Origin of the sequence: Pedobacter sp. G11 (genome assembly GCF_003860265.1) — a bacterium.
Taxonomy (GTDB): domain Bacteria; phylum Bacteroidota; class Bacteroidia; order Sphingobacteriales; family Sphingobacteriaceae; genus Pedobacter; species Pedobacter agri.
The window spans coordinates 141,770-155,076 of sequence record NZ_CP034190.1 but is presented as its reverse complement, the minus strand read 5'-3'; the positions used below and the strand labels follow the sequence as shown (position 1 = coordinate 155,076).

Below are 13,307 nucleotides of genomic sequence, written 5' to 3'. Positions count from 1 at the left end.
AAGCTTACTGGTCATTTTTATAGTACTCTTCTGTTTTGAAACGCTGAACGGTCTTGATCATTCTTGCGCCAACCTTCTTTTGAGTAATTACGGTAACAACATTACCAACACTTGAATCTTCGATAACAGAGGAAACTTCTGTTATTTTGTTTCTAACATCAATGCTGTAATTGATCGTTTTGTGGTAGCAGCAGCCATCTTTTTGCTCTATAGTTAACCATTTCGTTTTCTGATCAAATTCAAACATTCCCAGGTTTTCGCTAGCAAGTGTCGTTAATTCTTTGTTTGCCAGAAATTTGTTGTTACCTACAGACAGATAAATATCGTAAGAAGGACTCATATATGCTCCATTGCTTCCATTTCTGATGGCCATATCTTCTTTTCCATCAAAATTAAAATCTCCAAATATGAGCGGACTTTGATATTTTCCCAATTCCAACCAGCCTATTCGTGCATCCTGTTTATCAGTTAAGCTAAAATCCAGGTCTGCAGAGTGAAATGTTTCGAGTTCTTTGTCTGAAATCTTGTCGTATAAAATTATGGTCGACATTCCTCCGCACAATCCGTTATCGCAGTCGGCAACAAATATTTTGGCTTTGTACTGGTTAGAGCAATTGTTGGCTAAAAATTTAAACTGAGCCGCGGCTTTAAAAGATGAAAACAGCAAGGCAAGGATAAGCAGGTTTTTCATAAAGTGATTTTGCCAAAAATACTTTATTAAGCAGTGTCTAAAAGTTAAAAAAGGTTAACTGCATCAAAGTTATCTTCTCGGATTATTTTATTCCCATTTGAATACCTTAACAGCAACAGCATAAATAACAATTCCCCAAATCAATAAAATCATAATTTGAAATTTTACATCCCACAAACCTGACCCTTCAAAAGCAACTTTACGCATGGCATCATTTAGGTAGGTTAATGGTAAAGCCCTGCTAATTGGTTGTAGCCAACTTGGAAAAGCTTCAATGGAAAAGAATGTTCCGGAAAGTAAGAACTGCGGCAAAGTTACAATGTTAGAAATAGGAGGTACCATACTTTCAGTTTTTGCTATTCCTGAAATGATAAACCCAAAGCCCATAAATACAATAATTCCCATAGTGCCCAATATGAGCATATTAAGGACTGTTAACGCCCCGTGAACAAGTGTAAATCCGAAAAAGAAGTGACCAATTAAGATAATAAACAAAGCGCCAATTAATGCAAAACCAATTCTGGCAATCGCTTCGCCAATTACAATACTTGATCTCTTTACCGGAGTTGCAAAAAAACGTTTAATTACCAGGGTTTGGCGTAAACTTAAAAATACGAATGCTGTACCGAAAACACCTGTGCTTAACAGTGAAAAGCCCAGTTGACCAGGTAAGATAAAATCAATGGTTTTATATTCACGACCGGTTATTGTGCTTTCTTTAATTTCGGCAACTGTTGGTTTTAGTGTTTTATCATAAAAAACATTGTTAAGCACCGATTTTAAAATTCCGCCCTTATCTCTTGATGCTGAAGTGTAAACTACATTAACCGAATAAGCAACTGAATTCACTTTTTTGTGAACATCAATCATCGCATCAACATTACCTTTTTCAAGCAGTTTGTCGAAATCAGCCTGCGATTTATCCATCACCAGCCTGATCATACCTGTTTTGCTTAGCATGGCGATAACAGGATTGTTTATGTCTGATCCTGGTTTTACACCAACATCAATACGCGTGCCTCCGCCTCCTAAAAAGCCAAATACCAAAATAAATATTAAAGGGAAAGCAAGCGTAAAAACCACTGCCGATGGACTTCGCATGATCGAGCGGAAGCTCGCCTTTGCTAATGCTAATGTTGCTGTTGTATTGCTGTAACCCCCAGCTCCTAGAGGGGAACTTGAATTTCCATCGTTCATATATCAAGTATAAATTTGTAACTGTCTTTTTATTTGTGCTTATCCATCTTGCCTGTAACTCCCCCTTCAGGGGGCGGCGGCGTTATTCTCGCCACTCTTTACCTGTAAGGTTAATGAAAACATCTTCCAAGTTGGCCTTTTTCACCTCCTTTTTGCGTTCAAAGCCGCTGTTTACCAGCTGATCAATCAGATTATCTGGCGTATCTAAAGCGATAATTTGTCCTCGTTCAACAAAAGCAACACGATCACAAAGTTGCTCTGCCTCATCCATATAATGTGTGGTAATCACCACCGTGGTACCTGCATCCCTGATGGCAATAATCAAATCCCATAAATTTCTTCTGGCCTGAGGATCCAAACCTGTAGTGGGTTCATCAAGGAAAATAATTTTAGGTTGATTGATTAGCGTGGTTGCAATGGAGAAACGTTGCTTTTGCCCGCCAGAAAGCGCTTTATATTTAGCTTTCGCTTTATCCTGAAGATTTACTTTTTCCAGCATCTCCATTGGCTTAATTTTGGCGCCATACAAGCCAGCAAAAAGTTCGATGAGCTCTACCAGATTTAGATTTGGATAATAACCTGCCGCTTGAAGTTGCACGCCGATAATTTGCTTAATATCCTGAGGGTTCTTGTCGACAGAAAAGCCGTCAACAATAATTTCACCCGAAGTTTTCGCCCTTAGCGTTTCAATGATTTCAAGCGTTGTTGTTTTTCCGGCACCATTTGGTCCCAGTAAGCCGAAAATTTCGTTTTCGTAAACATCAAAGCTTAACCCTTGAACAGCTACAAAATCATCATATTTTTTTACCAGTTCTTTAACGCTGATAATGGCATTTTTTGCTTCCATGTTACGAAGGTAAGGAGCTTTAGATGAATAGAAAATGAATTTAGTTACAAATGGCTAAAATGTCGGTAAAATGATGTTTTTAAAGTGTGAAATTGAATTAAAAACAAAATCTGCGAATCTAAAGCTATGTTGTGCTCAGATTCGCAGATTTTTTATTACTTAATTGATTTTAAGTTTTCGTTGTTCGGTTTGATTACCAAACCAATTCGCCTTTCATCACATTCACGAAATCATCAAATAAATAACGAGAATCATGAGGGCCTGGAGAAGATTCAGGGTGGTATTGTACTGAGAATGCTTTTTTACCTTTCACACGGATACCCTCAATTGATTTATCATTTAGGTTTACGTGGGTAATTTCCACTTTATCTGAATTTCTAACTTCATCAGGAACAACACCAAAACCATGGTTTTGAGAAGTTACTTCGCAATGATTTTTGATTACATTTTTTACCGGGTGGTTTAAGCCGCGGTGGCCATTAAACATTTTCATGGTACCAATTCCATTAGCTTCTGCCAATAATTGGTGCCCTAAACAGATGCCAAACAATGGTTTATCTTCTGCTAAAATTTCTTTGATGGTTTCTACAGCATAAGGCATTACCGAAGGATCGCCAGGGCCATTTGAAATGAAATAGCCATCAGGACTGAATTTTTCCATTTCGGCAAATTTTGTTTTCGCCGGGAAAACCTGAACATAAATGTCGCGGTTTTCGAAACTGCGAAGAATATTTTTCTTGATGCCCAAATCTAACGCAGCAACTTTTAAACTTGCTTCCGGATTGCCATAAAAATACGGTTCGGTTGTGCTTACTTTTGATGAAAGCTCCAGGCCCTCCATTGAAGGTACCTCTGCAAGTTTTTGTTTCAATTCATTTAGGTCAGTAATTTCTGAAGAAATGATAGCGTTCATTGCACCTTTGTCTCTAATGTGGCGAACCAATGCACGGGTATCGATGTCAGAAATAGCAACCAGGTTATCGTTCTGGAAATAATCCTGAATAGATTCTGTAGCTTGCTTACGGCTATAAACGATGTTGTAATTTTTACAAACTAAACCAGCAATTTTAATTGAATCAGATTCGATTTCTTCTCTTTGAATACCGTAATTCCCGATGTGCGAATTAGTGGTAACCATTATTTGCCCAAAATAACTTGGGTCGGTAAAAATTTCCTGGTAACCTGTCATCCCGGTATTAAAACAAATTTCGCCAGTAGTGGTGCCAATTTTTCCGGCAGCTTTGCCGTAAAAAACAGTGCCATCGGCCAGTAATAAAATCGCAGGTAACTTGGTGTAGTTAGTCATGGTAATTACAATATGGATTTTGATTTAAAAAAGAGTTGAAAAAAGGATGGCTTGCGGCAGTAATGCCGTTTTTGCTGGATGCAAAAAAACGTGAATAAATCCCTTCCATTTCGGGGTACAAAGATAGCGCTTAAGATTGGGAATGTAAAGAAAAATTTGAAATAGGTTTGAGTTAAAAGGATTATGGTGTAAGGTTGATTACCTCTAAACCTTAAAGCTTTCGCTTTATGCCTTTTTAAAGAAAAAACGATACTTTTGGGGCAACAAAACGAAAACCATGTCGGTACATAAAGAAATAAAAAGAATCACTACGCATACCTTGCAGGAAATGAAGCATCGTGGTGAAAAAATATCAATGTTAACCGCCTACGATTATTCCATGGCAACCATTTTGGATGATGCCGGATTGGATGTATTATTGGTTGGCGATTCTGCATCGAATGTAATGGCAGGACACGAAACTACCTTACCCATCACACTTGATCAGATGATTTATCATGCAGCATCAGTAATTAGGGCTGTAAAACGTGCTTTTGTAGTAGTTGACTTACCATTCGGCTCTTACCAGGGCAATTCCAAAGAAGCCTTAAACTCTGCAATCAGAATTATGAAAGAATCTGGTGCGCATGGTGTAAAATTAGAGGGCGGGGAAGAGATCATTGAATCTGTTCAGCGAATTATTACAGCTGGTATTCCTGTAATGGGCCATCTGGGCTTAACACCACAATCTATCTATAAATTTGGCACATATACTGTTCGTGCGAAAGAAGAGGAAGAAGCTAATAAATTAAAAACTGATGTTCTGGCTTTACAAGCCGCAGGTTGTTTTGGGATTGTATTAGAGAAAATTCCGGCAGCATTAGGCAAAGAGGTTTCAGAGAGCTTAAGTATTCCAACTATTGGTATTGGTGCAGGACCTCATTGCGATGGACAGGTATTGGTTGTGAATGACATGATTGGCTTAACGAAGGGCTTTAAACCACGCTTTTTACGTCAGTACCTTAACCTTTACGAGGATATTTTAGGTGCTGCACAATCGTATATTCAGGATGTGAAAAACAATGATTTCCCTAACGATAAAGAGCAGTATTAACCCCCAATCTCTGACAAAGGGGTTCCAATCAAGTTGGAAAAGGAAGGTTAATATATTATACTTTTAAATATAGACGATAGAAATTCAAGTTCCCCTTTAGGGGCGGAGGGGTTATATGCCAATTACAGAAAAAGACATACTTTTTGAAGATAACCATCTCATTGCAGTTAACAAGAGAGCCGGAGATATTGTGCAGGTTGATGAAACTGGCGATGAACCCCTGGATGAACAGGTAAAAAAATACATTGCGAAAAAGTATAACAAACCAAATGGCGCATTTCTGGGTGTTGTCCATCGTTTAGACCGACCGGTGAGTGGCGTTATTCTTTTTGCAAAAACAAGCAAGGCGCTTGAAAGAATGAATGCTGCATTTAAAAATCGGGAGGTTAAGAAAACTTACTGGGCAGTGGTAAGAAACAAGCCGGAAAAAGAAGCGGCGACTTTGATTCATTGGCTGATTAAAAATCCGCAAAAAAATGTGGTCACTTACTATAAATCGGAAGTGGCCAACAGCCAGCGGGCAGAACTTTCCTATCGCTTAATTGGACATCTTGATGGCTATTACCTGCTGGAAGTTGATCCGATTACCGGCAGATCGCACCAAATTCGTGTGCAGCTTTCATCAATGAATTGCCCGATTGTAGGTGATAATAAATATGGTTACCCACGTGGAAGCAGAAAAGGAAGTATTTGTTTGCATGCCAGAAGATTACAGTTTCTGCACCCTGTTAAAAAAGAACCCGTAAACATCTTCGCAAAACTTCCGGTAGATGGTTTTTGGGAACGATTTGAGCACATGTAAAAATCAAAACCGGGTATTTTTTCCCCGATTGAACAACTGCATTTCCCCGAAATTATTTTATAGAATATTCTCAAGAAGCCCATTACATTAACGTAATGGGCTTTTATCGTTTTGGCATCATCTTTAAACATGTCAAGTGAACAACAAACTAAAATAGTATGAAAAAAGCATTTTTATCATTTGCTGCAGCAACCTTGGTTGCAGCAATGCTCACATCTTGCGATAACACAAAAAAGACAGAACCAACTACAGATTCAACCAGTGTTAAAGGTGACACCACTCTAAAAACAACAGCAACAAAAACTGAAACTGTAAAGTCTGATAAGCCAACGTTTTCCAATGAAGATGTAAATAAGGGATTGGCGGAATATGCTCAATTAAAAGAGGCGTATATCGCAGCCCTTAAAAGTCAAAATAAAACTCAGGTTGAAGCCTTGACATCAAGATATACTACCTGGGCCGAAAATGCAGCAGCATGGAGCAGCAAACTGAAGGCGGAAGAAGTTCAGAAGTATTCTGATTATTTAACTAAATTAAGCAATGACTGGGCCGCTGCAGCGCAACAAGCAGTTGAATTAAAATAATCAGATTAGTGTAGTGTAGAGGGTTGGGCTTGCGATGAATGTCGCAAGCCCTTTTTTTATTTGCAATCGATTGGCTGAAAGATCATCGATTTACCAAAGCTTAGCTTTTTTACATCTTTAAACTGAGTTTTACCATTGACTTCAGCTACATCACCAAAACCTTCTATAAGTTGATTATCCTGTTTTAACCAGGCAACCTGCCGGATAGATGTTGTACCTTCTGATTGGAAAGTGTAATCTGCAATAATGGTATCGCCTTTTACAATTCCCGCAATAACGCCAGTATTTTTATCTTTTTCAAAAATATTATAGCTTAAGGAACCTGTTACTTTTTCATTATCAATATTTAGAGTAAGAGCCGCAGTATCTCTATTGTTTATCGATTGGTAACACTGCGGAGCCTTGGCAGCTGAATCGGTCGTATTCAAGGCAGTAGGATCATCTGAATTCGACTGACTTGTTTTCGATTGACACGCGGCAAATAATGCGAGCACTATGGCAAAAAATGGGCTTATCTTTTTCATCATGTTTAGGATTGACTTTCTTATCTCTATACAAAGTGCCTGCCAAAATTATCAATGATTAGAAATAAGAAAGCCCCGCTTTCGCGAGGCCGCCTAACAATTAAACAAAGTTTTTACCACACATAAGTAGCAACAGCACCTTTTTCAAGTTTTGTTGAAACCGTTTTCCCGTCATATTTAATGTTAAAACTTGTTTCGCTGCCGTTGTTGTTGCAAACGATTAATACCTTTTTGCCTTCGGGAGTTTTGAATGCTACGTTTTGCAAGTTGCTTGTGATGTTTGAAGCAATTCGTATAGAACCTGTCGGAACAAATTTAGATGCATGAGCAATAACATAATAAGCAACATTCCGGGTGATTGCCGGTGCAATGGTAATGGCGCCCAAACAAGAGGTACAACCACCTTTATCTGTATGAGGATTGTAATTCGGATCTGCGGCCAGATTCCATTCTAGAACATTTTTGCTCCAGTTACGTGTAGCGCCAATAATTAATGTCGATACATGCCATTTCAAATCTTCGCCAAAGTTGCTCGGTCCGCCAACCCATTGTTCAGTGAAATAAACATTTTTATCAGGGTGCGCATTATGTACCTGGGTGAGGGCTGAAATTGGACCAGCATATAAATGAAATGCAGAGCCATCAATATATTTTTTTGCTTCAGCATCGTTCAAAACCGAAATTGGATATTCAGGTTTATCCGCGTTATGATCGTAGATGATAATTTTTGTAGCGATGCCATTGCTTTTGAATATCGGCCCTAACGCTGTTTTGATAAAACTAGCCTGATCTTCTGCCGACATATACATGCTAGGGTTGTTACCAGGATGTAAAGGCTCGTTTTGAGGCGTAATTGCATCAATTACAATACTTTCGGCTTTCATCGCCTGGATATATTTAACCAGATATTTGGCATAAGTTTGATAATACTCAGGCTTCAAGCTACCTCCAATAAAGCTCTTGTTGCTTTTCATCCAGGTTGGTGCCGTCCATGGCGAACCCAAAATTTTAATTTTAGGATTTATAGCAACAATTTTTTTCAGAATTGGAATCAAATCTGTTTGCTCCTTAGCGATAGTAAATTTTGATAACGATTCGTCTGTTTCTCCATCTGCCAGGTCGTTATAGGTAAAGGGATATGCACTTAAATCAGAGCCGCCAATGCTAATTCTGATGTAGTTTACCGAGATTGCATCATCTGCAACTGCAAAAAGTTCACGCAATAATTTATCTTTTTCTGTAGCAGGTAGAGCGTTAATTAAACTTGCACTACCACCGGTGAGTGTATAGCCGAAGCCATCAATTTCTTGAAACGTAGTGCTTTGATCAACTTCGATAGTAGGGTTTGCATTTGTGGTTTCGCTAAAATTTAACGCTGTGTTTTGCTTGCTTAACAGTTGTGACTGATCACCTTTCGTAAGCCAGAAGCCCACATCAGTTTTTACTGGATCAGTGCCGGTCTTTGTGTCTTGATTGGCAATCGATGCATTTTTTTTACAAGCGCAGGATGCAAAAAGCATACTAGCAACCAGGCATATATTAAATATTGGTTTCATTAGCCTTAAGTTTAGTAATGAGATGATTAAAAGGGAAGGAGTCTTTAAAAAAACTCCCACCCTTAAAGATTTAATGTGTGTGATTAAAAATCATGTGCCAAAGCCCAATCGCTTTGAGACAGCATAAGTATATGCTGGTATGAATTTCAAAGGCGAATGACTCGCCCTTGAAATGGAATATTATCGGATATTTGGATTCCTGTCCCACTCCGCCTGAGGGATTGGGAAGAGCAATTTCGCAGCGGTAACATTATAGTTTAGGTTTGCACCACTACCATTTTTTTGTGCGTTCATCACCGTAATCGCCCTGTTCGTTCTTAATAAATCAAACCAACGCTGACCTTCGAATGCCAATTCCAACCGGCGTTCTTTTTCAATAGCCAAACGCATTGCAGCCTGATTGGCAGCAGGAGTAACACCTAAATTAACTCGTCCGCGAATTTCGTTTACAATTGGAGCAGCAGCCGACCAGCCTGAAGCACTCAATTCGTTTAATGCTTCGGCTTTCAATAACTTGATATCAGCCAAACGAATAATGTAGGAATTGGCTAAGTCATCATTACGATATTTGTTGATGAACGGATAATTTGATTTTGGCCAATAATCATCAGACCAGCCTTCGGTAACAACGTTTCTAAAGCTAATGCTCGAATTTTTACGAATCACATCGCCTTCTGCATCAAAAGCAGCTACTAAATCATTGGTAGGCGTACAAAAACGTTTCCATCCTGTACCCACGATCACCCCAGTCATCCAGTTCCCACGACCGGAAGGGCCACCCCAGCCATCGTACTGCATTTCCCAGATCGATTCGCTGTTGTTTTTGTGAGCGCCATCAAAAAGTTGATCGAAAGAGCTAATTAGTGAATAACCGCCATTGATGGTTGCATCTGCATATTGCTGTACTTTAGTCCAATCTGGAGTGGGTTTTGAAGCATATACTTTTGCCAGCAATGCGTTTACAATTCCTTTTGTAATGATGCCTTTATTAGGCGCCGAAGATCTAACAAGTGGTAAAGCATATTCTAAATCTTTGATGATTTGCGCATAAACTTCATCAACAGATGAACGTGATTTCTGCATTTCCTCTAAAGTAGTTGGCGATTTTAGTACCAATGGAACACCACCCCATAACCTAACTAAATGGAAATAGAAGTAAGCACGAAGTGTTGAAGCTTCACCCAAAATTTGATTTCTTCTTCCATTGGCATCTAAAGCAGGATCCTGAATGTTTGGAACATTTTCTAATACCTCATTGGCATTTTTGATGTTCGAATATAAGCCACTCCAATCACGACCAACATTACCGTTGGTAGAATTGGTCGTAAATAAATCAATCTGGATGTTGGCTGGGTTATCGCCACCTGCATAAGCATTGTCGGCAGTTACGTCGCCATTAATCATGTAATCCCAAATGTGGTAATCATTGTACATGCCACCATAAGCACCTGAAATTAGTTTTTCTGCTCCTGCAGCTGTGGTAAACGCCACATCGCCAGTAACCTGGTTGAAGGGCTGTTTATCAAGGAAATCTTTTTTACAGCCACTTTGCATCGTAATGGTTAATGCTGCAGCCGCTACTAATGAATATATTTTTAGTTTCATTTTCTTATTTCTTAAAATCCAACATTAACACCGAATAATATACTTCTCGATTGAGGATAAGTTCCAAAATCAACACCCATATTTGGGCCGTTTGCAGAACTCACATTCACCTCTGGATCTAAACCAGAGTATTTGGTGAAAGTTAACAGGTTATAGCCTGTGGCAAACAAAGTAATTTTGCTCATTCTTAATTTTTCCAATACCGATTGTCCAAAGCTGTATGATAATGTAGCTGTTTTTAAACGCAGGTAAGAGGCATCTTCAACAAAACGACTTGAGGTCAGTGAGTTTTCAGAGCTGCTTCTTAATGCTTTTGGAATATTGGTGATTTGACCTGGAGTTGTCCATCTGTCTAATACTGCAGTAGATTGGTTTTTAGAATCAAACATGCCTTCTAAATCAATTCTTGTGGCATTAAACAACTGACTGCCTTGAACACCCTGGAAGAAAATATTCAGATTCCAGTTTCCGTACGTTAAATTGTTCGTCATCCCGTAGATGAATTTTGGTTGAGCAGAGCCGATAAAAGTTCTATCTCCAGGATCAGCAGATCCGGTTACGCCATTGCCATTCGTATCAGCATATTGCGCTGCACCGGTTGCAGGATTTACGCCTGTGAAAACATAACCATAAAAACTGCCTAATGGCATGCCTGTAACTACTCTTACTGCTGCATCACGCTCATAAATTCCTGCAAAATCCAACGATTGGGTGGTAGAGCCCAAATCAGTAACCTTATTTCTATTTAATGAGAAGTTCAAATCAGTGGTCCATTTGAATTTTTCATGATCAAAGTTCTTTGTAGATAAGGTGAACTCTAATCCTTTGTTTTCCATTGCACCAACGTTATAAGCCTGGCTACCAAAACCTGATGATGGAGGTAACTGAACATTAATCAATAGGTCGTTGGTTTTCTTCAGGTAAGCATCTGCGCTAAAAGTAATCCTGCTTTTAAACATGGTTAAATCAACACCCACATTGGTTTGTGTTGTTTTCTCCCAGGTTAAGGCGTTATTAGCCGGATTTTGAAGATTGTATTCGCCTTGTGCATTCACACTATAAAGTTTTAGGTAAGCATAATCTCCGATACCTTCATCATTACCCACTTTACCCCAGCTACCACGAATTTTTAAATCATCAATAGTTTTGCTTTCTTTCATGAAATTCTCTCCGGAAATTCTCCATCCGGCAGAAACTGAAGGGAAATAACCGAAACGGTTTTCTTTTGCAAATCTTGAGGAACCATCCGCTCTAAAGTTCGAGCTGAATAAATATTTACTATCGTATGCATAGGTTACACGGGCAAGGTATGATTGCTTGCTCCATTGTGCTTGTTGGGGAATCGTTAATGCTACAGATGGTGCGGTTGGATTACCCGCTGCGTCATAAAAACGAGTAGATTCATTGTTGTTATACTTCCAGTCTGATGATTGAATAGTATAACCGCCTGTTGCTGTGAAAGCATTCTTACCAACATTTTTAGTGTAGTTCAAGATGTTCTCGTTTAACCAAACACCTTCTCTGGTAGTGTTATCACGAACAACGCCTCTTTCCTGGCGGCCATAAGTGGTTAAAAAGTTATCGGTAAAGTAACGATAGAAATTTCTGTTGTTATTCGTACTGATGGTTGACTTTAAATATAAATCTTTAGTGAAATTTAATTGTGCGCCAAAAGCTCCAATGAATTTGAAGTTTCTGTTTCTGTTATCAGAACCATAAGCCAAAGCCAATGGATTATCCCAGCCACCTGCGTTTGGAATGGTGGTATATTGTCCATTAGGCTCGAAAATACCAATTGTTGGAGGTGTGGTTAATGCACCTAAAATCACACCACCACGAGAAACACTGCTGTTATCACCAACATCTATCGATGTGCTGGATGTTAAAACCGCATTTCCTGTTAATTTTAACCATGGGGTGATGTTTTGCGTGGCATTGAAGTTAGCCGTTAAACGATCTAACTTGGCTGGCGCAACAACACCTTGATCTTGCTGATAACCAGTTGAGAAATAGTACTGACCGCTTTTGGTTCCACCAGAAAGGGAAACCTGATACTGGTTTTGCTTTCCGGTTCCGAAAGTTTCTTTCTGCCAATCTGTATTGTAAGTGCCGCCAAAAGAAGTATATCCCAGTTCTCTCATTAAGCCTACATATTGCTCGCTGTTTAGAACTTCTTGCTCTTGCCAAAAATTAGAAAAACCTGTAAAAGCGTTAAACGCAACTTTTAATTTTCCTGAGGAACCTTTCTTGGTGGTGATTAAAACAACACCATTGGCACCGCTGGAACCATAGATTGCTGCTGCAGATGCGTCTTTCAATATTGTCATCGATTCGATGTCATTTGCATTAACAAAACTTGCATCTCTAGAAGTTACCCCATCAATTACATATAATGGACTATTAGACGCGGTGATAGATGTATTACCCCGAATACTGATCGAAATACCGGCTCCTGGTTTACCTGATTGAGAACTTACCTGAACACCTGCAGCACGACCTTGAATGGCTTGTAACGGATTGGTGATCGGCTGGTTTTCCAAATCTTTAGATGACACCGAAACTACCGCTGTTGTTAAGTCTTTCTTCACGGTTGTTCCATAACCAATTACCACAACTTCATTCAGTTGCTGATTGTCATCAGATAGGATTACATTAATGGTTGTTCGATTATTCACTGCTTCTTCAACAGCTTTGAAACCGATGAATGAAAACTCCAAAGTTGCATTCTGTGGAGCCGTGATGCTGAAGCTACCGTTATCGGCAGTTGATGCTCCTTGGTTAGTTCCTTTTACTTTTACAGAAACTCCAGGCAAAGGCAGACCTTTCTGATCTTTCACTTGACCCTTTATGGTAATATTCTGCGCCATACTCAAAGAGATACCGCATAGAATACATACCATAAGCAATGTAAACTTTTTTCTCATAATTTTTGCTCTTGTTAATTGTTATACCTGGTAAAGTTAGCACTAGTTCTATGTTAAATACAAGTTTTTCGTATGTTAATTTTAATGTAAGTTATTGATATATAGGTTTTTGTGATGATTTTGATACGCTTAAGTACCGTGCCTTTAAATGCAGTTTTAGCATTGATTATCAGCGTTT

Annotated in this window: 11 protein-coding genes; 3 read left to right on the top strand and 8 right to left on the bottom strand. The window is 39.0% G+C overall.

The window, feature by feature from the left end; all coding sequences use genetic code 11:
* Window positions 1–4: 4 nt before the first annotated feature.
* The 4 genes from EA772_RS00630 to carA all read right to left on the bottom strand — a co-directional run bounded on the left by EA772_RS00630 (window position 5) and on the right by carA (window position 4,041).
* Window positions 5–691: a hypothetical protein gene (locus EA772_RS00630; RefSeq protein ID WP_124910786.1), complete on the bottom strand. Its 687-nt coding sequence runs from the start codon at window positions 689–691 to the stop codon at window positions 5–7.
* A gap of 87 nt (window positions 692–778) precedes the next feature.
* Window positions 779–1,888: an ABC transporter permease gene (locus tag EA772_RS00625; RefSeq protein ID WP_124910785.1), complete on the bottom strand. Its 1,110-nt coding sequence runs from the start codon at window positions 1,886–1,888 to the stop codon at window positions 779–781.
* Between the two features lie 82 nt (window positions 1,889–1,970).
* A complete protein-coding gene (locus EA772_RS00620; RefSeq protein WP_116170748.1) occupies window positions 1,971–2,735 on the bottom strand; it encodes an ABC transporter ATP-binding protein in 765 nt (254 codons plus the stop codon).
* Between the two features lie 193 nt (window positions 2,736–2,928).
* The gene (carA, locus tag EA772_RS00615; RefSeq protein ID WP_124910784.1) at window positions 2,929–4,041 is read right to left on the bottom strand and encodes a glutamine-hydrolyzing carbamoyl-phosphate synthase small subunit; all 1,113 of its coding nucleotides are present in this window, start codon (window positions 4,039–4,041) and stop codon (window positions 2,929–2,931) included.
* Window positions 4,042–4,318: 277 nt separating this feature from the next.
* On the opposite strand from carA, the gene panB reads away from it, so the two are divergent.
* The 3 genes from panB (at window position 4,319) to EA772_RS00600 (ending at window position 6,520) form a co-directional block, all read left to right on the top strand.
* Window positions 4,319–5,134, top strand: a complete 816-nt coding sequence (gene panB, locus EA772_RS00610) for a 3-methyl-2-oxobutanoate hydroxymethyltransferase (protein WP_010601182.1) — start codon at window positions 4,319–4,321, stop codon at window positions 5,132–5,134.
* A 115-nt stretch (window positions 5,135–5,249) separates the two neighbouring features.
* Entirely contained in the window at window positions 5,250–5,936 is a 687-nt protein-coding gene (locus tag EA772_RS00605) for an RluA family pseudouridine synthase (RefSeq protein ID WP_010601181.1), read from the top strand.
* Window positions 5,937–6,094: 158 nt separating this feature from the next.
* Window positions 6,095–6,520: a hypothetical protein gene (locus tag EA772_RS00600; RefSeq protein ID WP_124910783.1), complete on the top strand. Its 426-nt coding sequence runs from the start codon at window positions 6,095–6,097 to the stop codon at window positions 6,518–6,520.
* 56 nt (window positions 6,521–6,576) lie between these two features.
* Here the strand turns inward: EA772_RS00600 and EA772_RS00595 are convergent, their stop codons facing one another.
* From EA772_RS00595 to EA772_RS00580, 4 genes are all read right to left on the bottom strand, one after another.
* Window positions 6,577–7,047, bottom strand: coding sequence for a hypothetical protein (locus EA772_RS00595; protein WP_124910782.1), 471 nt, complete (start codon window positions 7,045–7,047; stop codon window positions 6,577–6,579).
* Window positions 7,048–7,157: 110 nt separating this feature from the next.
* Window positions 7,158–8,600 carry a glycoside hydrolase family 30 beta sandwich domain-containing protein gene (locus EA772_RS00590; protein ID WP_124910781.1) on the bottom strand — a complete coding sequence of 481 codons (1,443 nt, stop codon included), beginning with the start codon at window positions 8,598–8,600 and terminating at the stop codon, window positions 7,158–7,160.
* A gap of 180 nt (window positions 8,601–8,780) precedes the next feature.
* Window positions 8,781–10,205, bottom strand: coding sequence for a RagB/SusD family nutrient uptake outer membrane protein (locus EA772_RS00585; protein WP_124910780.1), 1,425 nt, complete (start codon window positions 10,203–10,205; stop codon window positions 8,781–8,783).
* A gap of 11 nt (window positions 10,206–10,216) precedes the next feature.
* Window positions 10,217–13,129, bottom strand: a complete 2,913-nt coding sequence (locus tag EA772_RS00580) for a TonB-dependent receptor (protein WP_010601176.1) — start codon at window positions 13,127–13,129, stop codon at window positions 10,217–10,219.
* Between the last annotated feature and the right edge of the window lie 178 nt (window positions 13,130–13,307).